General features: G+C 52.4%; 14 protein-coding genes and 1 pseudogene. 6 read left to right on the forward strand and 9 right to left on the reverse strand.

The genetic code is table 11. The features are described from left to right. Positions 1–8: 8 nt before the first annotated feature. The 8 genes from HF685_RS14325 to HF685_RS14360 form a co-directional block, all read right to left on the reverse strand. Positions 9–821: a peptidylprolyl isomerase gene (locus tag HF685_RS14325; RefSeq protein ID WP_168820570.1), complete on the reverse strand. Its 813-nt coding sequence runs from the start codon at positions 819–821 to the stop codon at positions 9–11. After that, positions 818–1513: a respiratory nitrate reductase subunit gamma gene (gene narI / locus HF685_RS14330; RefSeq protein ID WP_168820571.1), complete on the reverse strand. Its 696-nt coding sequence runs from the start codon at positions 1511–1513 to the stop codon at positions 818–820. Before narI ends, HF685_RS14325 begins: the two co-directional genes overlap by 4 nt. After that, positions 1506–2222, reverse strand: coding sequence for a nitrate reductase molybdenum cofactor assembly chaperone (gene narJ / locus HF685_RS14335; protein ID WP_168820572.1), 717 nt, complete (start codon positions 2220–2222; stop codon positions 1506–1508). Before narJ ends, narI begins: the two co-directional genes overlap by 8 nt. Continuing rightward, entirely contained in the window at positions 2219–3763 is a 1545-nt protein-coding gene (narH, locus tag HF685_RS14340; RefSeq protein ID WP_168820573.1) for a nitrate reductase subunit beta, read from the reverse strand. Before narH ends, narJ begins: the two co-directional genes overlap by 4 nt. Continuing rightward, a complete protein-coding gene (locus tag HF685_RS14345) occupies positions 3760–7527 on the reverse strand; it encodes a nitrate reductase subunit alpha (RefSeq protein ID WP_168820574.1) in 3768 nt (1255 codons plus the stop codon). The genes narH and HF685_RS14345 overlap by 4 nt, the downstream gene beginning before the upstream one ends. 15 nt (positions 7528–7542) lie before the next feature. Next, positions 7543–10287 (reverse strand): nitrate/nitrite transporter, encoded by a 2745-nt coding sequence (locus HF685_RS14350; RefSeq protein ID WP_168820575.1) that lies wholly within the window; start codon positions 10285–10287, stop codon positions 7543–7545. Positions 10288–10408: 121 nt separating this feature from the next. Further along, a complete protein-coding gene (locus HF685_RS14355) occupies positions 10409–11599 on the reverse strand; it encodes an NnrS family protein (RefSeq protein ID WP_168820576.1) in 1191 nt (396 codons plus the stop codon). After that, entirely contained in the window at positions 11599–12834 is a 1236-nt protein-coding gene (locus tag HF685_RS14360; RefSeq protein WP_168820577.1) for an alginate export family protein, read from the reverse strand. Before HF685_RS14360 ends, HF685_RS14355 begins: the two co-directional genes overlap by 1 nt. Before the next feature lie 526 nt (positions 12835–13360). On the opposite strand from HF685_RS14360, the gene HF685_RS14365 reads away from it, so the two are divergent. The 6 genes from HF685_RS14365 to HF685_RS14390 all read left to right on the forward strand — a co-directional run bounded on the left by HF685_RS14365 (position 13361) and on the right by HF685_RS14390 (position 19637). Further along, positions 13361–13705 carry a single-stranded DNA-binding protein gene (locus tag HF685_RS14365; RefSeq protein ID WP_168820578.1) on the forward strand — a complete coding sequence of 115 codons (345 nt, stop codon included), beginning with the start codon at positions 13361–13363 and terminating at the stop codon, positions 13703–13705. A 516-nt stretch (positions 13706–14221) separates the two neighbouring features. Continuing rightward, positions 14222–15310 carry a tyrosine-type recombinase/integrase gene (locus tag HF685_RS14370; protein ID WP_246218638.1) on the forward strand — a complete coding sequence of 363 codons (1089 nt, stop codon included), beginning with the start codon at positions 14222–14224 and terminating at the stop codon, positions 15308–15310. Next, positions 15297–16472: a tyrosine-type recombinase/integrase gene (locus tag HF685_RS14375; protein ID WP_168820579.1), complete on the forward strand. Its 1176-nt coding sequence runs from the start codon at positions 15297–15299 to the stop codon at positions 16470–16472. The genes HF685_RS14370 and HF685_RS14375 overlap by 14 nt, the downstream gene beginning before the upstream one ends. A 234-nt stretch (positions 16473–16706) precedes the next feature. Further along, a complete protein-coding gene (locus tag HF685_RS14380; RefSeq protein ID WP_168820580.1) occupies positions 16707–17393 on the forward strand; it encodes a hypothetical protein in 687 nt (228 codons plus the stop codon). 19 nt (positions 17394–17412) lie between these two features. Then, positions 17413–18447: a DUF4238 domain-containing protein gene (locus HF685_RS14385; RefSeq protein ID WP_168820581.1), complete on the forward strand. Its 1035-nt coding sequence runs from the start codon at positions 17413–17415 to the stop codon at positions 18445–18447. Next, positions 18444–19637: a hypothetical protein gene (locus tag HF685_RS14390; protein ID WP_168820582.1), complete on the forward strand. Its 1194-nt coding sequence runs from the start codon at positions 18444–18446 to the stop codon at positions 19635–19637. Before HF685_RS14385 ends, HF685_RS14390 begins: the two co-directional genes overlap by 4 nt. Positions 19638–19971: 334 nt before the next feature. Here HF685_RS14390 and HF685_RS14400 read toward each other — a convergent pair. Beyond that, a pseudogene (locus HF685_RS14400) lies at positions 19972–23078 on the reverse strand (efflux RND transporter permease subunit). Positions 23079–23080 lie beyond the last annotated feature (2 nt).

Below are 23080 nucleotides of genomic sequence, written 5' to 3' on the forward strand. Positions count from 1 at the left end.
GCAAAGTGTCACTGGACCAACAGACCTTCGCTCCCTTCTATATCCAGTCCGCAAATCTCTGCCCTGCCAACAAGGATTCTTAGATATTGCGCGACGGCGCGGCGCCAAGTGGATTCTTCCAGATAATCCGCGATTTTGCTTTGCACGGCCTCGAACGGCAGCGTCTCTCCATCCAGTTTTCGTCCTGCTTTAATGACGTGAACGCCGAAACGGGTTTTTACCGGAACCGGGCACATTTGCCCTGCTTCCAGATTGAACAGGAATGTTTCAAACTCATCAACGGTTTGGCCCGGTCCGATTTGACCTAGATTGCCGCCCTGTTTGGCCGAGGAACAAGCGGACAACGTTTCGGCCAGTGCTTCAAAACGCTCTGGATGTTCTTTTAATTCTGCAATTGTATCCACCGCATTGAGTTCTGCCTTGGTATAACGCTTCTTGTCGTCCTGAGGGGCGGCGAACAGGATGTGCGATGCTTCGACCAGATCAGGGCTGCTGAACTGAGTAATATTCTGCTCATAGTAACGGCGACAGGTTGCTTCATCGGCGGTCGGTATTTCGACTTCCTGTTCAAGCAACGCTTCGATCCTGGCGTCATCGGGCAGCAATTTGCGGCCATTTTCATCGTCAATCAGTGGTGGCTCTATCGACAGGCGATCCGCCTCGGCCAATAGCAGCGTCTTGATCGCTAACGCACGCGCTGCTTCTGACCAGGCTTCCTCGGGATTTTTTGCAGGATGATTTTGGGCTTCTGCTGCAATAGCGTCGGGCGGAATTTCTGTGCCGTTCACTGCAAGTGCGGGTGCTTCTGCTGTCTGTGTCATAGTCTCGCCTTTTTGCTGCGCGTGATCTGATAGCCCGACCGCCAGACATAACGCACTGGCGCGGACAGCATGTGCACCAGCCGCGTGAATGGAAAGAGCAGGAAGATCGTCAGTCCCAGAAAAATATGTACCCGGAAAACCCAGTGCGAACCATCAAGGAACAGCGAGGCTGTCGGGTTGAAGGTGAAGATGCCATTGGCCCACGCCATAAAGCGCACCATCTGTTCCCCGTCCATATGTCCAAGCGATATCGGCACTGTCGCTAGCCCCAACGCAAGCTGCAACCATAAAAGGAAAAGAATGCCGGTGTCGGCAAAGGGTGAATTGGCACGGATACGCGCATCGAACAGGCGACGATGAAGCAGCATCGATGCGCCGACAAAAGCGATGGCTCCCGCAATTCCGCCGCCGAAGACGGCCAGCGCCTGCTTCCATTCATGCTTCACTGCAAGTGAATCGAATATCCAGATTGGCACTAGTAGGCCAACAATGTGGCCAAATAGCACGAATAGTACCCCCGCGTGAAACAGCACAGATCCCCACATCAGCTGCTTGCGACGAAGGAGCTGGCTTGAACCCGCGCGCCAGCTATAGGGCTCGCGATCATATCGGATAATGGAACCGATCACGAGCACGGCCAGCGCAATATAGGGATAGATGCCAAAAAGCAGGTGGTTCAGATAATCATCCATTATCGGGCCCTCCATTTGTCATCGCCTGATGCGGCGTTTCGTCCAGCATTTTGCCGAGCATATCGGATACTTTCGGGCAGCCATCTTCGGGCGAGCCGGGACCAAAGGTCACTTGCTCCGCCTCCCAGGCTTCATCCAGTGCTTCCAGGTCATCCGGATCATCATCCGGTTCATTGCGTAGCGCCTCAATCACTTCTGCATCGGCTGGGCCGGACAGCTGACCAAGCGCCCCCAGGACAGCGGCATAGCAACTGTCACGCTTGGCCAGCCTCTCTCCAACGGCGGCAATTACATGCGCGGGCTCGGAGAGTAACTCCAGCGCCTCGGCAGGTGGCAATATCGAGAGAAATTCGAGAAAGAGCGGGAGAAAATCGGGTAATTCGGTGGAATCGATCAATAAGCCTTTTTCTTCATACATGGATTTGAGATCAACCATCGCCTGTCCGCGATCACGGCTCTCACCGTGAACATGCTCGAACAGATGCAGCGACAGCGACCGTGTGCGGTCAAACAGCAGCACATAGCGTTCTTGAAGATCAAGCAGGTCGCGTTCGCGATATTCGGCGATGATAGGGTTGAGCCGTTTGACAAAAGCCGCTGGAAGCATGCCTTCCTCCTTCAGCAGCGGCAAAAAATCATCCACCGCCTCCTGGATTTCCGCTGTCGGATAGGTCAGCAGAGCAGCAAGTATCTTGAATGTTTTGGTCATGTCACATTACCTCCGCCAAAAACTTCAGATGGTGTCTGGATTTTCTGGCGCTTCGACGAACCGAACAAGTTGGTCTCCGTCGAACCACCAGAGCAACCATTACCAAACGAGAAGCCGCATTCTCCGCGTTCGTCAAAGGCGTCTTCCGCGTCTTCACGGTGGCTGGTAGGAATGACGAAGCGATCCTCATAATTGGCAATCGCCATGATGTGATACATTTCGTCGATTTGTGCGGGTGTTAAACCAACCCGTTCGGCAACATCGGTAGCAATCACGCCATCAATCGTCTTGGCACGCATATAGCTGCGCATCGCCATCATCCGTTCGAGGCAAAGCGCAATCGGTTCGTCCTTGCCTGCGGTGAGCAAGTTGGACAGATAGCGCAAAGGAATACGCAGGCTGCGAACATCGGGCATGCCGTCGATAATATCGAGCTGCCCGGCACTGGCTGCTGCGTTAATCGGTGACAATGGCGGCACGTACCAGACCATTGGCAAGGTGCGATATTCAGGGTGGAGCGGAAAGGCGACTTTCCATTCCATCGCCATTTTATATACCGGCGATTTACGCGCCGATTCCAGCCAGGCCTCGGGCACACCGTCTTTCCGCGCCTGTTCGATGACTTCCGGGTCATTGGGATCGAGGAAAATATCAAGCTGCGCCTGATAGAGATCCTGCTCATCCTCAACCGACGCCGCTTCTTCTATACGGTCGGCATCATAGAGCATCACACCCAAATAACGAATACGCCCAACGCAGGTTTCTGAACAGACGGTCGGCTGGCCTGCCTCGATACGCGGATAGCAGAAGGTGCATTTCTCCGACTTGCCGCTGTTCCAGTTAAAGTAGATTTTCTTATAGGGACAACCGGAGACACACATGCGCCAGCCGCGACATTTTTCCTGATCGATCAGGACAATGCCGTCTTCCTCGCGCTTGTAGATAGACCCGGACGGGCAAGCCGCGACGCAGGTTGGATTGAGGCAATGTTCGCACAGGCGCGGCAGGTACATCATGAATGTATTTTCAAACTCGCCGTACATTTCTTTCTGGATGCCTTCGAAATTTGCATCCTTGGCGCGTTTTGAAAATTCCCCACCGAGAATTTCTTCCCAGTTCGGACCCCATTCGATTTTCTCCAGCCGCTCGCCCGAAACCAGAGATCGCGGACGCGCGGTTGGCATTGCCTTCATTTCGGGCGATTTTTGCAGGTGCTCATAGTCGAACGTGAACGGCTCATAATAATCGTCAATTTCGGGCATGTCGGGATTGGCGAAGATTTTCGCAAGCAGCCGCCATTTTCCGCCCATTTTGGGGCGAATTCGGCCATTGCGTTGCCGCTCCCAGCCTCCATTCCATTGCTTCTGGTTCTCCCAATCCTTCGGATACCCGATGCCCGGCTTGGTCTCGACATTGTTAAACCAAGCATATTCCATGCCCTCGCGGCTGGTCCATACATTCTTGCAGGTGACCGAACAGGTATGACAGCCAATACATTTATCAAGATTCAGGACCTTGCCTATTTGTGCGCAGACTTTCATTCTGCTGCCTCCAATTTTTCACCGGGAATTTCTCCCGGCTGCAGCCGGTCTTTTTCACCATCGAGCCAGTCGACTTCGGTCATCTTGCGAACAATCACGAATTCATCGCGGTTGGAACCGACGGTGCCGTAATAGTTGAAACCATAGCTGAGCTGCGCATAGCCGCCGATCATGTGGGTCGGCTTGAGTACAGCGCGTGTAACGCTGTTATGAATGCCGCCGCGCTGTCCGGTGATCTGTGATCCCGGCACGTTCACGATTTTCTCCTGCGCGTGATACATGAAGAGCGTGCCCTCTTTCATCCGCTGCGAGACCACCACGCGGGCGACAAGTGCACCGTTGGAGTTGAACGCTTCAACCCAGTCATTATCGACCAGTCCGGCTTTCTCGGCATCAATTTCCGACATCCACACAATCGGGCCGCCGCGTGACAGGGTCAGCATCAGCAGATTGTCGGTATAGGTCGAGTGAATCCCCCATTTCTGGTGCGGCGTGATGAAGTTGAGCACAACATGCTTTTGTCCATCGGCCCGGTCGAGCATTGGCTTGACCGCCTTGGTATCAATCGGTGGACGATAGACACAGAAGCCTTCGCCAAAGGCGCGCATCCATGAGTGGTCCTGATACAATTGCTGCCGCCCAGTGAGCGTCCGCCAAGGGATCAATTCGTGGACGTTTGTATAGCCTGCATTGTAGCAAACTTCTTCGCTCTCGATGCCCGACCAGGTCGGTGACGAGATAATCTTGCGCGGTTGTGCGACCACATCGCGATAGCGGATTTTCTCATCTTCTTTTGGCCTTGCCAAATGCGCATGTTCGCGGCCGGTAAATTCTTCCAGCGCCTCCCATGCCTTGACCGCTACCTCGCCATTGGTTTCGGGTGCGAGCATCAGGATGACCTCGGTGGCGTCGATGTCCGTATCGATCTTGGCCATGCCCTTGGTGACACCCTCGTCGGTGACGACACCGTTCAGGTCTCTCAAATGCTGAACCTCATGCGCGGTTTGCCAGGCAATGCCCTTACCGCCGTTACCGGCTTTATCCATTAGCGGTCCAAGCGCGGTGAATTGCTTGTAAAGATTGGCATAATCGCGCTTTACAACGCTGATTTGCGGCATGGTTACACCGGGGACCGGATCAATCTCGCCTTTCGTCCAGTCCTTCACATCAAACGGCTGCGCGATTTCACCCGGCGTATCGTGGAGGATCGGTGTCAGCACCACATCCTCTTCCTCGCCCAGAACTTCAGGTGCGATTTCGGAGAATTTCTTGGCTATCGCCTTGTAGATTTCCCAGTCGGATTTGGATTCCCATACCGGATCAACAGCTGCTGAAAGTGGATGGATAAATGGGTGCATGTCGGAGGTATTGAGGTCATTTTTCTCATACCAGGTCGCGGTCGGTAGAACGATGTCTGAATAGACACAGGTAGTGGACATGCGGAAATCGAGCGTGACAACAAGATCAAGTTTACCCTTGGGTGCATCATCATGCCATTTCACATCTTCAGGCTTCACATGACCCATCTCGCCAAGGTCCTTGCCTTGAACTCCATGTTCAGTGCCAAGCAGATGCTTGAGGAAATATTCATGCCCCTTACCCGAAGAACCTAAAATATTGGAGCGCCAGACAAACATGTTGCGCGGCCAGTTGGCCGGATCATCGGGATCGTGACAGCTCAGCTCCAGATCGCCTGATTTCAGCCCATCAACGATATAATCTTTCGGTTCCTTGCCGGCCTTGCGCGCCGCCTTGGCAACCTCGAGCGGGTTTGTTTTGAGCTGCGGTGCCGAGGGCAACCAGCCCATACGTTCAGCGCGGACATTAAAGTCGATCAGCGACCCGCTCATTTCTCCTTCCGGCGCGGTTGGCGAAATTATCTCATCCACTTCAAGCGTCTCGTAACGCCACTGATCGCTATGCGCGTAGAAGAAGCTGGTCGAGTTCATCTGGCGCGGCGGACGGTTCCAGTCCAGCGCAAAGGCCAGCGGTTGCCAGCCGGTTTGCGGACGCAGTTTTTCCTGTCCGACATAGTGCGACCAGCCGCCGCCCGATTGACCAACACAACCGCACATCACGAGGAGATTGATGATCCCGCGATAGGTCATGTCCATGTGGTACCAATGGTTGATTCCGGCACCGAGGATGACCATCGACTTGCCCTTGGTCCTCTCGGCATTAGTTGCAAATTCGCGTGCAACCGTCACAATGGTCTCGGCAGGAACGCCGGTAATTTTCTCCGCCCAAGCCGGGGTATACGGTTCGTTCTCGTTGAAATCCTTGGCGATATTTTCGCCGCCCAAACCGCGATCCAGACCATAGTTGGCCATGAATAGGTCATACACCGAGGCAACCAATGCTTCGCCTTTGGCTAGCTTGACTCGCTTCACCGGAACCCGCCTCATCAACTTATCCGGATGGTCTGTTCCTTTGAAATAGTCATGATCACGATTGCCGAAATATGGGAAGGCTACATCAACAACCGTGTCATGATCACCATCAAGAATATTAGTCAGCTTGAGCCTTGTATCATTGCCGCCGCTTTCTTTCTCTTCCAGGTTCCATTTACCCTTTTCGCCCCAGCGCGAACCAACCGTGCCATTGGGGACAACGATCTTTTTGCTCAGTTCGTCATAAGCAACGGTTTTCCAGTCGGCATTTTCCTTCTCGCCCAGTGCATCTTTAAATTCTGACGCACGTAGCAGACGTTCGGGGATGAAGCTCCCATCTTGTTCAACCAGCCGGACCAGCATCGGCATATCAGAGTATCTACGGGCATAGTCTTCAAAATATTCCGCCTGCCGGTCAAGATGATATTCGCGCAAGATAACATGACCCATGGCCATCGCCAGCGCGGAATCAGTGCCCTGTTTGGGATGCAGCCACATATCCGAAAATTTCGCGGCTTCGGAATAATCGGGTGACACCACCACCGATTTTGCACCCTTGTACCGGGCCTCGGTATAGAAATGCGCATCGGGCGTCCGGGTCTGCGGGACGTTCGAACCCCAGAGCATCAGGAATCCGGCATTATACCAGTCCGCACTTTCGGGCACATCGGTCTGCTCGCCCCATGTCTGCGGGGAGGCAGGCGGCAAATCGCAATACCAGTCGTAGAAGGACATACAGGTGCCGCCGAGCAGCGACATATAGCGCGATCCGGCTGCATAAGAGACCATCGACATCGCTGGAATTGGTGAGAAACCAATTACCCGGTCCGGGCCATATTTCTTAGCGGTGTAAGCATTGGCGGCGGCGATGACTTTCGTCACTTCATCCCATTTGGCGCGTATGAAACCGCCATGACCGCGTACTTTGGTGTAGCTATCGCGCTTGGCTTTATTCTCGACAATCGAAGTCCAGGCCGCGACCGGTTCCATTGTCTTACGCGCTTCTTGCCACAACCGCATTAAACGGGAACGTATCAGCGGATATTTCACCCGGTTGGCGGAATAAATATACCAGCTATAGCTCGCCCCGCGCGAACAGCCGCGTGGTTCGTGATTGGGCAAATCAGGCCTAGTGCGCGGATAATCAGTCTGCTGCGTTTCCCAAGTGACAATGCCGCCCTTCACATAAACTTTCCAAGAGCAACTACCCGTGCAGTTCACCCCGTGGGTCGAGCGGACAATCTTGTCATGCTGCCAGCGTTTCCGGTAGCCATCCTCCCAGCGTCGATCCTCGCTCGTGGTGACGCCATGACCGTTGGCATAAGGGGCCGTGGCCTTGCTGAAGAAATTCAATCGGTCGAGAAGGTGGCTCATTTTTCAGGTCCTCATTCAGGCGGTGGCGGGGATTGGAACGGCGGCTTCTTTGCCCCGTTCGATATCGTGGAGCAGGCTTCCTCGTCGGGTGTAGTAATTCCAGGTGACCAAGGCGCAGGCGACGTAGAAGATCAGGAATCCCCACAAGGCCGCATTGGGTGTACCGGTCATCGAAATCGAGCTGCCATAGGCTTTCGGAATGAAGAACGCCCCGTAAGCGGCAATGGCAGAGGTGAAGCCGATAATTGCTGCGGACTCCTTCTCTGCGTTGCGCAATTGTTCGTTGGCGGGCAGGTCGGGCATCAGCCGGCCCACTTCCTTGCGCATGATGATCGGGATCATCTGGAAGGTCGACGCATTGCCGATGCCGGTTGCAAAGAACAGCAGCATGAACATCGCGAAGAAGCCCCAGAATGCACCTTCCTGATCCTTGATACCAAGGAAGTAGAGCACACCCGCCACCGCCGCGATCATCAAGAGGAACGTCCAGAAGGTAACGCGTCCGCCGCCCCATTTGTCCGAGATCCAGCCTGTGGCAGCACGGGAAACCGCACCCACCAAGGGCCCCAGGAACACATATTTCAACGAGTCCACATCAGGGAAGGCAATCTTGCTGAGCAGCGGGAAGCCAGCCGAATAGCCGATAAATGATCCAAAAGTCCCCGTGTACAGGAAGCACATGATCCAGTTATGCTTGCGCTGAAAAATCACCGCCTGTTCGGAGAAGCTCGCCTTGGCAGAGGCAATATCGTTCATACCGAACCATGCCAGCGCAGAACTGATCAGGATGAAGGGTATCCAGATGAAACCGGCATTTTGCATCCACATCTGGCTGCCATCTTCAAGTGTTTGCGGTTCGCCGCCGATAGCGCCAAAGACGCCGGCAGTGATGACGATGGGTACGAGGAACTGCATAACCGAGACACCGGCATTGCCGAGCCCTGCGTTAAGTGCCAGCGCATTGCCCTTCTGCCGTTTCGGGAAAAAGAAGCTGATATTCGCCATCGAAGAGGCAAAATTGCCGCCGCCAAAGCCGCACAGCAATGCCAGCGTCAAGAAGATAAAATATGGCGTCTCCGGATTTTGCACCGCATAGCCGATACCAAATGCCGGTATCATTAGTGACAGGGTGGTCAGGGTCGTCCAAAGCCGTCCGCCGAAAATGGGCACCATGAAACTGTAAAATATTCGCAACGTCGCGCCGGATAGGCCCGGTAAGGCGGCCAGCCAGAATAGCTGGTCCGTGGTATAGTTGAAACCAATGGACGGCAGCTTGGCAACAACCACCGACCAGACCAGCCAGACCGAGAAGGCGAGTAGCAGACACGGAATCGAAATCCACAAATTTCGTTGGGCAATTTTGGCGCCCTTGTCCGCCCAGAATTCCTCATCCTCGGGCTCCCATTCCTCCAGTAGTTTGGACTGCGCATGGGTTTTTCTGTGAACAGCCGCGTCCTGGACATTTTCCATTTCGGGGAATTCGGGCAGTTCGGACAATTGCTTGCCAACCGCACGCTGTTCCATCTGACGAACCGAGAAATGCATCCAGGCGAGTGCGACGCCTACCAGCGCGAACAGCAGCATGTAGCAGCTGGTCCAGATACCGGTAAGATCATTCATCGCGCCAAACGCGATCGGTAGGACAAAACCGCCAAGCCCGCCAATCATGCCAACCAGACCACCAACGCTACCGACATTCTCAGGATAATAGACCGGGATATGCTTGTAGACTGCGGCCTTGCCGAGCGACATGAAGAAGCCGAGGATGAAGATCGCCACGACGAAAGGAACCAGACCCATTTCGGTCGAGAAGGCGATTGGTCCCTCAATCCCGTGGATGATGTAGTCCGTCTTTGGATAGGAAAGCATGAACAGGCAGATCAGCGATACGCCGAACGTTGCATACATGACCTTGCGCGCACCATAGCGGTCAGACAGATGTCCGCCATAGGCGCGGAACAAGCTGGCGGGGATCGAATAGGCCGCTGCGAGCAGACCCGCGGTCTTGATGTCAAGACCATATACATTGATGAGGTAGTTTGGCAGCCACAGTGCCAGTGCCACGAAGGCGCCGAAGACAAAGAAATAGTATAGCGCAAATCGCCAGACCTGCTGGTTCTTGAGCGGCTCCAGTTGCATCAATGCGGAACGGGGCTTCTCTCCACTTTCCCGGCGGGACCTGATGTCCGGATCATCCTCAGTGGCAAACCAGAACACAATCGCAGTTATCGCGAGGACAGCAGCCCAAAGCTGAGCGACACTCGTCCAGCCATAGGCGACAAGCACCATCGGGGCCAAAAGCTTGGTGACTGCCGCACCGACATTGCCAGCACCAAATATACCCAACGCCGTACCCTGCCTTTTCTGCTCATACCACTTGGAAACATAGGCAATGCCGACCGCGAAACTGCCGCCTGCCAGGCCAACGCCGAGCGCGGCGATGAGCATAACGATATAGCTATCAGCCCATGAGAGCAGGAACGTCGCCAGCGCTGCCGCGAGCATGGTCAGTGAAAATACCAGCCGTCCGCCATATTGGTCTGTCCAGATGCCAAGGAATATCCGCGACAGCGATCCGGTCAGGATCGGCGTGCCCACGAGCAAACCAAATTGTGTATCGCTAAGCCCGAGATCCTCCTTGATCTGAATGCCAATAATTGAGAAAATCGTCCAGACCGCGAAGCATATGGTGAAAGCAAAGGTACTCATCCCCAGGGCTTTGTGCTGTTGGCCCGGTTTTACCTGCGAATTATCCTGCATGATGTCTTCCCCGTGATCGCGAGTATTAAACCTGCGATTTTGAGATTCTGTTTGTCAGGCCGGGTGGCCTGCAACATTGATCGAGATCAAAAGCTAAAATTAATTGCAGTTGTGACCGGATTTATCGGCGGGGCGCAAACAGCATTGGCCCGTAAAGCGCGGCGAACAGAAGGAACCCTGCGGCCCAGATGAATCCTGCAATGGACATGCCCAGTGCATAGCTGACCCCCGTAAACGGCAGTGATACCCGAAGAAGTGCGCCGACAAAGATAAGCAGATAGATCAGCACAGTTCCCGCGCCAGCGCGCAGTTCCCGCCCGCAATGCCCCAGGCTCGCCCTTGTCATTATCGCCATCGTTAGCTGTCCGATTGCACCGGTGGTTAGCGCGTGTAGAGCGTGGGCGGATGTAAGAAGGTCAGGCCGCAATATCGCCAGTCCCATCAATCCAAGTGCAACCGGAATCCAGAAATAGGCAATGTGCAGAATCAGCACCAACGGGTCTTTGCCGCATTGCCAGCCGCGCCATCGGATCAATCGGATAGTATGGACCACAGCTGCAATCAAGAAACCGACACCGACCGCCTTCGCATCAGGATCGATAATCCAACTCAGTAAGGCAATAACGGCGAACAGCAAGGCGACTTTGTCATAGAGACCGAACGGCGCTGGCATCACCGCCATCCGCTGTTTCTTCATCCAGTTGGTTGTGAAAGATGGAATGACCCGCCCGCCGATCAGCATCATCAAAGTCGTTACCAATGCTAGCGCCATTCTCAGGCCGAACTGATAGGGGAAACCGAGCGCATCTCCGGCGTGATCGAGCACATTGCTAACCGCCAGCAGCCCGACTAGCAAACAGACGGGAAGATTACGCCAGTTTTTGCCCGCGAGAACTTCGCACCATGCCAGCCCGGCCACTACGATCAGGAACAGGCAGTCGATGGTTGAGGTCAACAGGCCGTTTCCACCTACAAACATCGCGACACGGCCAGCCAGCCAAAGCAGGAACAGCAGAACCAAAGGCATACCCATGACCGGCAATCGCCCGGTCCAGTTGGGAATCGCAGTCATTACAAAACCCGCGATCACCGCCGCGACATAGCCGAAAACCATTTCATGGCCGTGCCAGCCTAGCGCATTGCCCTCGGGTCCAATGGCATAGCCATGGGAGAAAGCCGCCATCCATAAGGGGATGACCAGCCCGGCAAAAAGCGCAGCGGAGAAAAAGAACGGACGGAATCCATGGCTGAAGAAGGCCGGGCCGTTATAGGCACGACGCTTCTCGCCGGCAGTTTGTTCGGAACTGGCCATTAGAATTTCAACTGCGTGGTAAACCAGAATTTCTGAGTGTCGGTTGCAAAACCGTCGCTGTCATAATCAGCATATTTGAGTGACACAGAAACATGTTTTCCAAAGCTGCGCGCGATCAGAAAATTCCATTCCTGCCCATAGTCCAGATTACCGCTTGTGGATTTATAGTCATGATAGACCGCCCGGAATGTGGTCTCTTTTAGCCATTTCGGTCCGTTCGGTTTGACGACAACGTCCCCATAAATATCGCGCAGACCATTGGCGGGGGTATTCAGGAACTTGTCAGCCCAGCCGTTGAAGGCGTGAAGCGTTGCGAGCGGTGTTCGCAGCGCGGTTGTGCCGTCGCCTTCCAGCCGCTCCAGTCCGATTTTGACCGTCACCGGCCCGGTCGCGATACCCGGCTCCAGCAGCAAGTAATCATGCCGGAAATTGGCCGGATTAGGGCCGTAGTCGGACTGCTGCGCGTATTCCGCAGTATAGAGTAATTTCGCGCCACCCAGATCCTGTTTGCCCGCCAGCCGCACGCCATAAGTTTGCGAGGAAGCGCCCGGCGCATTCGGGATATCCAGCAGATAGGCATAGGCCGTGATACTGCCAATGACCGGCGCATCATAGCTTGCTTGGATCAGATGAATATCGTTGTTCCGGAACGTACCGATTGGCGAGTCCGGTCCGAAAATCCGGTTAACCCGCCAGCTATAACCATAGGTTGCTGAAAACCCCTTCGCAGGCGAGACCGTCACCAATGCCGCGTCCATCGTCTGGTCATTTTGGCGCCATCCAACAGAACCAATCCATCTCTGGTTGTCGAGATTGACCGTTTGCCGACCCAATTTGATATCGGCAACACCCTCATGCCGCCACCGCACATAAGCTTGGTTGAGCACAACATCTTCGGGATCAGCAACCACCGGAAACTGGGTTTTTCCGTTCAGCGTATCGTTGAATTTCTCAGCCCCGACATTGGCAATCGCCTCGCCCTCCACCTTGAAACTGAATCCCTGCCATTCGCCTGACTCAATGCCCGCCTTCACGCGCAGCGTAGATGCAGTGGCATCGCGCGGCAGGCCGTCTTGATCGACCGTTTCCAGCCGGTAACGCAATTCGATATAGGGCTTTATGGCTTCATCCGCTTCTCCCTTAGCACCCGCAGAACCCGCGACCGCGGGTGACCCGAACAAAAGTGGCAATATCACGAAATAGGAGAGAACAAGGCGACTTGAAATTCGAACCATTTTATCGCTCCAATTGATATAGTAGGAGCTCTTAGCGGCAGACGCCGCATTACGAATTGATTTGGATCAACAGGCAATTTGGGTTTGGGAACTGAAACCTCAGAAACCAGTGATTCGGACCAACTGCTTGAAGGAATTCGGCTGCCCATCGCTCTGATTTATCGAGCATGGCTGGAATGCGATAACGAACTTTTTCCGCAATTGCGGAAGCTACCACTAAGGGTCGGAAGTCAAATGTTGACCAAATTTGATTTGTATTTGAAGAAATTCTGAATCGGATTAGTCATTCAAAAACACATCCCCTTGCATGACATAAACCGCCCCTGTCCGGATGGTGCAAGGACATGCAACCCGCGCATTTCAGGGCCGTGTTGTCATCCTGCGGATGCCTGCCCGCGCCACCCCTTCATGCGGGGTTTCCCTCATTGTCATTCGGTGCAGTCCAGACCCCAACCGGACCTTTCGGGGCTTAGTCAAAGGGATGGTCCCTTGGGCGAACAAAACAGCTTCGAAAAGGAATCTTCACATGAAAAACACAGTCACACTCGTCGGCTTCGTCGGAAACGATCCAGAGGTTCGCGAAACCAAGTCAGACGCAACAATCACCAACATCTCTTTAGCAACAACGCGCAGTTTCAAAGACAGTAAAGGCGAACGCCAGCAGGAAACCGAATGGCACCGCATTACCTGCTTTAATGGTATCGGCAAATGTGTTGCCGAACATGTCACCAAAGGTGCCATGATAATGGTTACAGGACGTATCCATTACACCAAGTGGACAGATCAAAATGACATCACTCGCTACGGCTGCGAAATCATTGCCGAACAGGTCGATTTTCTTTCCAAGGCGAAAGCCAAATCCACTGACTAATCGCAACCAACATTGCAACTTTCCAAGGCCCGGTAGCGGATGCTACCGGGCCTTTCTTTTGTTCGATTAGTCAAAACGAAAAGCGGTCGTTTCGGAAATACGAAACGGCATTTCCCTCACTGGTAATCCACCCTCAAACCGCACCGCAGTTTGCATGAACAAGATGGCTATTTGTTACCAGAACGCCTTTTGATGAGAACAAACCTCTTTCAATAAACTCTATCCATCAGACGCCGGATCGGCTATGAAGTCCGCCGGTAACGGGGAGAAATGAGTTCTTTTCGTCTTCCAGATCACCAAGATCAAAACATGTCCGAATAGGGAACAACAAAGTGCACACCGTACGCAATCTAGATTGCATGAATGAATGGAAAACGGCATAAAACTCGCAAACATGATTCCTCAAATGACCAGCAGTTAGCTGGGTCAAAATTACAGGGGGTCTCCCGTCGCAGAAAGACCATACGCCTAAAGCTGGACGGTAATGTCGCAAGGCGCACTTCGCTCAAGGTTGGCGTGACATGGGATATTGAACTTCCCGGATTTGGATTGCGCAAGCGGTCAAACGGAAAAGTTACATGGGTCGTCAAATATAGGTATCGCGGACAGCAGCGGATGAAAACGTTGGGCGCGGCAAGGGCGGTGCCAGCTCATATTGCAAGAGCCGAAGCAAGGAAGCTGATTGCGGAGGCTGCGCTTGTTGGGCTGCCCACAAAACCAAAGCAAAAATATGTTCCCAGATTTGATGAGTATGTTCACGAGTTCTGGCGCGACTATGCGCAGCACTGGAAGCCAACAACGCAAAAGGCCTGTCAGGGATATATTGCGCGGGAGTTAGTGCCGGTATTTGGAAAGATGCAGATTGACCAGATCGAACGCGTAGATATTAACCGATGGCGCGATGCGCTGTCCAAGCGGACCGGTGTTTTCAATCGTACCATCCCACTAATGTCTGTAATGATGCGCTATGCCGAGCAATTGGGTCACCGGCCCAAGGGAACAAATCCCTGTCGCGGCGTATCCCGCTACAAGCGCGACCTTCCGGAACGCTATCTGTCGCCAATTGAATATAAGCGCTTGGGCAGGGTATTGGCAGATTCTGAACTTCCCAACCCGGATGTTGTTCCGGCAATCCTTATGCTTCTTTATACCGGAGCCAGAGCCTCCGAAATCGAAACGCTGCGCTGGCGCTATATTCAAATACCGCGCCTCGTGCTGCCCGATAGCAAAACCGGTCCCAAGACCATCTATTTGAACAGACAAGCCGTTGATGTGCTGAATGCGCTTGAACAGGGCAAGCCGGATGATTTTGTCTTTCAGGCAACAAGGTCAGGCGACCCAATCAACCTAAGCCAGTACTGGCATAAAATAAGAAAGCGCGCCGCGCTTCCCGATGTGAGACTTCACGATTTGCGCCACAGCTTTGCTTCGACTGCCATTGCAGATGGCATTCCGCTGGCTATCATCGGAAAATTACTCGGCCATGCTCTTCCGGAATCTACAGCGCGCTATGCGCATCTGGCAGATGATGTGATCTGTGAATCTGCCGAACGTGTCTGTTCCGGCCTCGCGTCTCAGATGGGGATTTCTCATGACCAGCTATGATCTGAAACGCGTCATTGGCGAAGAGCTTGCCCGCGTTGAAAACCGGTTTGATAAATTCGGCAAACCGGAGCGCAAAACAGTCTTTGACAAAGTCGTTCCTGGCTTTGGTGTGCGCAAACATGCGTCAGGCAGAAAGGTCTATATCTTGCAAATGCGCATAAGCGGACGGCAGCGCACGGTCACGATTGCCAATGCTGCGGTGATCAGTGAAACGGTGGCAAAGGACGTCGCACGGCGTCTTATCTTGCGCATTGAGCTTGGAATGAACCCAGCGGATGAAAAGAAGCGCTCTCATGACATGCCCAGCTATCAGCAGTTTCTGGAATATTATTGGGAAACTTCATCGCCCAATTGGAAGCCATCGACACGAAAGACTCAGAGTTTCTATCGCGGCAAGCATTTGAACAAGGCCTTCGAAAGCAAATTTCTTGATGAGATTGAACCTGCCGATGCCATCCGTTGGCACGCGCAGCTATCCCGCGCAGCAGGGCCGGGCGCGGCCAACCGCGCCAGTGAAATTTTGCGCGCCATGTTCAACAAAGCCGAGCAGTGGGGATATCTTCCGGAAAACAGCAATCCGTTTAATGCGATCAGACGCAATCGGGGACGCAAGATCGAGCGCTTCCTGACGCCCGAAGAAGCGGCACGATTGGGAAAGGCGCTTATCGAAGCCCGCAAAGACGAGCCGATGATCGCGACGATCATCATGTTGTTGGCTCTGACTGGTTGCAGGCGAGGGGAGATCGTCAATCTCAAATGGTCGGAGGTGCATGGACGCCGCCTGAAGCTGAAGGACAGTAAGACTGGGCCGCGTATCGTCTGGCTTGGGAAAGATGCGCAGGCGCTTATTGCAAGCATCCCGCGCCAGAAAGGTGAGGCGCGGGTGTTTCCTATGGAACAGAAAAGGCCCGGTGGCGCGGTCGGGTGTTTTTGGGCGAATTTCAGAGAGGAAATTGGCCTAAAGGATGTGCGGCTTCATGATTTACGACATAACTATGCCAGTTTTGCTGCGCGGGGATCAGAGACGCTGCCGATGATTGGAAAGTTGTTGGGGCATGCAGCGATCAATTCTACACAACGCTACGCTCATCTTGATGATGCTACGTTGCTGGAAGCGAGTAATCGAATAGGGGATGTAGTGGGAAACAACCTATTCCATTAGCGAACCAATCGAATATCCGCTTTACGCCCAAATCTCGGACCAAGAGCGTCACCCAAGCTTACCTCCATAGCTCACATTTTTCCGTTCCCTTATTGTTCCCATAGCGCTAGGATCAAAATTACCCAAATTAAGATTTAGAAATCCAACCTAATTGGCAGCGATTGCTTTGAGCAGGTTTCAGAATACAACTTCGGTGATAGCAGGATGAGCAACCTATATATTTCTAGACACGAAATGAGCGCGATCAAAGCGCTTGACCTTCAAAAGATTGACCAATGTATTCGTGAAGCATTGGACCGGGCATCTTCAGGTGGACTATACGATTTGGGTCTTTTGAGCTGTGGCCCGTACATTACAAGGCAACTTCGGAAATTCGAACGAGATTTAGAAAATTTTGCCAAAGCTAAGGCTGCCAAAAAGCGCTCTGAGACTCACACCCAAGCGTGGAGTTCTGGTCATGACCTAACATCCGCCGTGCGCGAAATGAGGCGGCGCTTAGAGGATCAAGAAAAAGAGACACAATTGATTTTACTCGATGATGCGATCATTCCACCGCACTCCTTCTCAGATAAGGTTGACGTGCGGGTCAATTATCAGTGTCGCCGCACGATTCAAGATCCTTGGTTCTATGGTTCCATTCAATTCTTCCACAATGTTGACATGCGACCCGACTACACCCGCCCACAACCTAAGCGAAAGCCCAGCGCTGCCAAAGTCGAGCGCGAACGCCAAGAAAAGTTGTATGGTCATTGGGAAACGCTCCGAATGCAAGCCCTGCACGCAGTTAGAGAGTTTCTCAAATCTGAGGGTGATCCGGCCAGGATGCCAGAAACGTTCGAGGCCAAGCCAAGCTCCCACGATCGCTATTTAAACAACTTTAGCTGCAATTTTTGGTTAGATCAGGAAACAAAGAACAATTGAAAAGAAAATAGGTATCTCGGTGACCGCTCAGCATCAGCATTATGTGCCCAAACTCTTACTGAGAGGTTTCCTAAGCAAGGATCGAAAGAGGGCCGCCAAAGAGCAAGTTCACGTACTCGATCTTAATGAACAAAGATCGTTTCCTACTTCCATCGACAACATCATGGGGGAACGCCGCTTCAATGATTTTTGGGTTGATGAAGATATATTGGCCACAATCGAGCCATGGACGAGTCAAATAGAGGCACAACTAGCACCTATTGTCGAACGAATTAGGATAGAGAAAACGCTGGAGCGGACTCAAGAAGAAATTGGAAGCTTAGCCTCTTTGATCGCTTTCCAATTCATCAGAACGAAAGGCATGCGATTGATGCCCGAACGGCTGGATCAGCAAATGCGAAGCCACGTGAGACGAATGGGCTTCGATCCTGCGAAAGTGGACGGGTTGATGAATCTGGATGAGGAAGGTTTGAAGACTGAACACGTTCGGCACCAGATTCAGCACCTCGGAAAGTACGCCGAGATCATTGCTGAAAAAGAGTTCTTTCTGATGGCAGCGCCCGAAGGTCGATCTTTCTATATCGGAGACCACCCAGTTGTGCTTCACAATGACGAACCTAGGACTGTGTATAGAGGCCATCTTGGTATTGGGGCGGCTTACATTCAAATTTATCTTCCAATATCCTCCGATGTCCTTTTATGCGCCTACGACAAGGCTGTTCTGGGTCAGATGATGAAAACATCGGACGAGTCCTTCAATAAAGAGGTAGCGAGCTACGCGCTTGGAAAACTAAGGGCGGGAGAAATCACAGCCGAACAAATGAAGAGCGCTTTGGAGCTGCGTCGCGATCTTGACCCGGTTAATGCTATGATCAGACGTATCAGGGCAGGCCAGTCCATTGCGGTCGATCCCGAGCAGGTTCAGTGCTACAATTCGATGCAAGCCTTTTTTGCGCATCGGTTTGTGATTGATCCTGACGATGATTTCAGCGTTGCCAAGGAGATGATCGAAGAGCGCGAGGCAGCTGCTCATCGTGAGCGAGATGTAGGATGAAAATCCGCTATGTATTCCCCCTCGACCGGGCCATCAGCGTCGAGGATCATTGGCCGGTACCTCTGCTCGGCGGGGAATGCCAGTTGGTGGAAGAAAACAACCTTGTTACCGCGATTGAGTTTACCAAAAGCGGGATGGATGCCAGCATGGCGTTTTCCGTCATCGACACACCGGATCAGAAATCGAAGGCCACAATTACTGGTAATGATATTTTCGTTCCCGTCGTTCGGGACCATATCAAACGGGCCTTTTCCTATCTCCAGTGCTTTTTCGATACGTCGATCAGTATCGACGCTGTGACGATTTATCATGAAGCAGAGACCCCCGAGGAAGAGGAGCAGATCGTTTTGCCATCGTTCCAGATAGGCAAGAAGGAGCGCAAGCCGCTCCCTTTGACATATGATCTGTTCACGCGCGCCCTGATGGCCGCCGAAGACAGCGAAGGTCCGGACTTCATATCTTCTCTGGTGTCGATGGCGCGTGAGGCGTTCGCCGCCAAGCGCTATATTGATTCCTATCGTTTTGCATTCCTGCTGATCGAGGCGCTGTATGGCGGAGGTAAGTTCAAAACGAAGCAACTGAAAGAATCCTTCAGCCAGTCGGCAGCCCTTTGCGGTGCGATCGATCATGCCCTGTCGAAATGGAAAACCGATCTTATAAAACATCCTTCGGATACGCTGACTTTAATCAATGACGGTCCGAGCAGAGAGCAAGTCATCGATCACCTGATCTCGACGCGCGGGCACTATTTTCACGGCAATCTGAACAAGAAGGGTGCCTGGGACCAATCCAAGCAGGACGAGGCCGAAGCACTGTCATGGCTCGGGATAGGCGTTGTCCAGAAGATTGCCAGCGATGCTGCTTCGCCAATGTTCGATGAGGAATATGCGAAGCGGCATCAGCAGCAGGCCAATGAAATGGGAGCGAGTGTTAAAATGCTAGTAGAATACAAGTTCAGAGTTCCGGAGGACGATTTGCTGCGAAAGCAAAGCCTCGACATCCAGATGCCCGGTACGAAACCAACCACGTTGATGGCGATGGAGGCCGCTCGGCAGTCAGTCGAGTATTTTCGCAATAATCTGCCAGCGGGCCGTCTTCACAGCGTTCGCGCCACAAACAAGGCGGACAAGGAACAACTCTTCGAGATGCGCTTCTTTACCGAAGAAGACGGTACGGAAGTAAATGATTGAAAAATATAGTTAATTCGTAGCGATGGGTTTTGAGTACATATCAGGTATGGGATCGTAAACGGTCATAGATGGTTGCGAACCGAAACGTCCGCAGCAGACAGTTTTCGAATGTCAGCTGTTTGGGTTCGCGACCCCAAAGCAGATATTCCGCATTCGGCCTAGGAGCGTCCGTCTTCAATGCGCCCCAACGTCGGACGTTCCGACGGATTCCGCTTTATCCCGAAAGCAGACATTAAACCAACCTCTTATTCGCTCTGTCGATCATATGCGCTCGTCATCGGATTGCTGGAATTGTCAAACGAAAATGAGAACTCAACTACGATGTCTAAGTTGATTAAGCGCGGCGTTCTTTCCAAAATTCTCCTGATAGCTTTGCGCGAACTAGGGTTTTTAGCCGAGCATAATCATCGGGCAAGGCATAAGCAGCAGGCACGACCAACAGCGTTAAAAAAGTCGATGTCGCTAATCCGCCCATAATGATGAAGCCCATCGCATTACGCCATTCAGCGCCATCAGACTGAGCAAAAGCAACCGGCATCATACCAAAAATTGCCGCCAAAGCCGTCATTAACACTGGCCTGAGCCGTTCGGGAGCGGCCTTTTGCATAGCATCTGCCGCGCTCATACCATTCCTTCGATAATCATTTGCAAGGTCTACCAGAAGAATCCCGTTTTTCATCACAATTCCCATAAGCGCAATCAGACCAATCTGGGCGAACATGCTCAATTCCTGATTGGAAAGCCAAAGCGCAATAAACGCTCCGGAAAACGAAAGGGGGCTGTAAGCATTATCAGGACAGGCTGTCCGAAACTGTCAAATTGGCTGGCAAGGACAATGTAAAGGGCGATAAATGCGAGCGCGAATGCGAGCAATATAGCAGAAGTCGTGTCTGCCAATCTCCGCGCCATACCCTCCATTTTGGTCGACATTCCTTCAGGTGGGGGATGACTAGCCAAAATTTTGTCAACCTGAGCAACAGCGACACTTAATGCTACGCCGGGCGGTGTGTTTGCCATGATTGTGATTTGCCTGGCTCGGTCTACGCGATCAATCTGAGATGGGCTGTCCGCAACCTCAATATCTGCAACTGCAGCCAAGTCTATTAAACTCCCGCTCCCTGATCGGACGGGGAGCCGGGCAACGTCATTCAAAGTTTGCCGTTTATCTTCATCGACTCGAACTCTAACATCATAGCGCCTACCTTCTGCTTCAAATGTTCCCGCGTCTCTCCCGCCGATTAAAGTCTGCGATGCTGCAGCGACGTCCCGCGCCGTTACCCCTAAATCTGCTGCCCGATTTCGGTCTAACCTAATCTGCAATTCCGGTCTGCCGCCTTCATAAGTAGAGGCAACATCCACCAATTCCGGCGAAGCGCGCATTTTTGCCGCCAAGATGCCGGCATATTCATTAATGGTTGTAAGATCAGAACCCGAAATAATCAGCTCTATCTGAGCCGATCCCACACCGGCACCGGAAACCCACGGCACTTCTACAGCGGATATATCCTTGGCTTCTGGTAGCGTCTTTGCAAGGATCTCACGGGCTTGGTCCATGATCGCACCCTGTTTGACCGATCGACCTTGTTTAGGTGTGAGATCAACATAAAAATCGAGCAGATTGGTTTTCTGATTTGTTCCTGCTCCAGCGGTAACAAACACATATTCTACATCTTCAATTTTGCGCAATGCCTGGTCGGCAAGCAACGATGCCTCTTTAGCAGTTTCAATCCCCGTTCCCAAAGGTAGTTCAACACTTGCGAGGAACTCTGACCTATCTGTGAGTGGCATGAATGTGGCAGGAACCATACCTGCAAAAAGACCTCCGATCAAAAGGCTTATGATTGCTCCCAAAAAAACGAGATATCGTCTTCTGATCGACCAACCTACAAGCTTTTCATAACGCTTCCGCATATTCTCGTGGAAGATCTCAATTTGTCCTAACCAGCCTGTTTTTTCTTTTTCCGATTTGAGGAAGCGCGAGGCAAGCATAGGAGACAAGGTCAGCGCAACCAGTAATGACACGCTAACCGAAAATACAATCGCTAAACCATATTGAAGAAAGAAGCGTCCTACTAATCCGTCCATAAAGGCGATGGGCACAAAAACAGCCAATGTGGCGAATGTCCCGGCAAGCACCGCCAAAGCGACGCGTTTGGTTGCTTTTGGTGCCGCCTCCATTGGATCAGCGCCTTCATCGACATCACTTTGCACAGCTTCAACAACCACGATAGCATCATCAACAAGCAATCCAATCGCAACCGTCAACGCCAATAATGTCATGAAATTAAGTGTAAAATCGAAGGCCGCAAAGGCAGCAAACGTAGCAATAACTGACGTTGGGATGGCTAACATAACAATGAACGTTGCCCGCCAGCTAAGCAGAAAAAAGAATGTGACAATAACAACCAATATTACAGCGATCATCAAATCAAAGAGAACATCACCAATAGCCGATTCGATAAATCTTGCGGTTTCTCTCGTGACAACAATTTCAACGCCGCTCGGCAATCGATCTTTGATCTGCTCAATTTCCGCTTTAATTGCCTTGCTCATTTCTACGGTATTGCTTCCAGATTGCTTGCGAACCTCAAGCACAACTCCGGGGCGACCATTTAATTGAGCATAGCTAGTTTCATCCTCTACAGAATCTTCGACGCGGCCAATATCGCGGATGCGGGTGACCTGTCCGTTGGGTCTATATTCCACCGCGAGATCGCCAAATTCCGAGGCTGTATTGGCTTCCGCCAATGTTCTGGTTCCATATTGCTTGGTGCGACCGTCAATCTCAAGGCGGCCGCCCGGCAATTCGGCATTTTCGCTTCTCAATGCCGTGATAACATTGTCCGTGCTGACATTGCTTGCACGCATCTTTGCGGGATCAAGCCAGACCCGCATTTCTCTCTCTCGCCCGCCTACAATTGAAATGGAGCCTACACCGCGAATGCGTTGCAACCTTTCTTTGACAACCTCATCGGCAAAGACTGTGAGTTCTCGAACGGGCGCATCTCCTGCTATCAGCAGCGACAATATTGGTGCCGCATCGGGATCAAGCTTTTCGACAACTGGCGCGTCAGAATCTTCTGGTAGATTACTCAATATGCTGGCCACCCGATCCCGCACATCTTGAGCTTTCACGTCGGCATCTTCCGATAACTCAAACTCTAAAACGACCTGGCTGACGCCTTCCGCGCTGACTGAACGCATTTGCCGAATTCCAGAAACGCTATTGACCTCTTCCTCGATAATGTCGGTTATTTCAGTTTCAACCGTATCTGGAGAAGCACCGGGCAAAGTCGTGATCACCGAAACATAAGGAAATTCGATTTTGGGGAACAGATCAACACCTAATCTCCCAAAACTCAACAGGCCCAGAACGACAAGCGAAGCAATTACCATTGTCGCGAAAACTGGACGCCGGATCGAGACATCGGAAATCCACATCA

Origin of the sequence: Parasphingorhabdus halotolerans (assembly GCF_012516475.1) — a bacterium.
GTDB lineage: Bacteria > Pseudomonadota > Alphaproteobacteria > Sphingomonadales > Sphingomonadaceae > Parasphingorhabdus > Parasphingorhabdus halotolerans.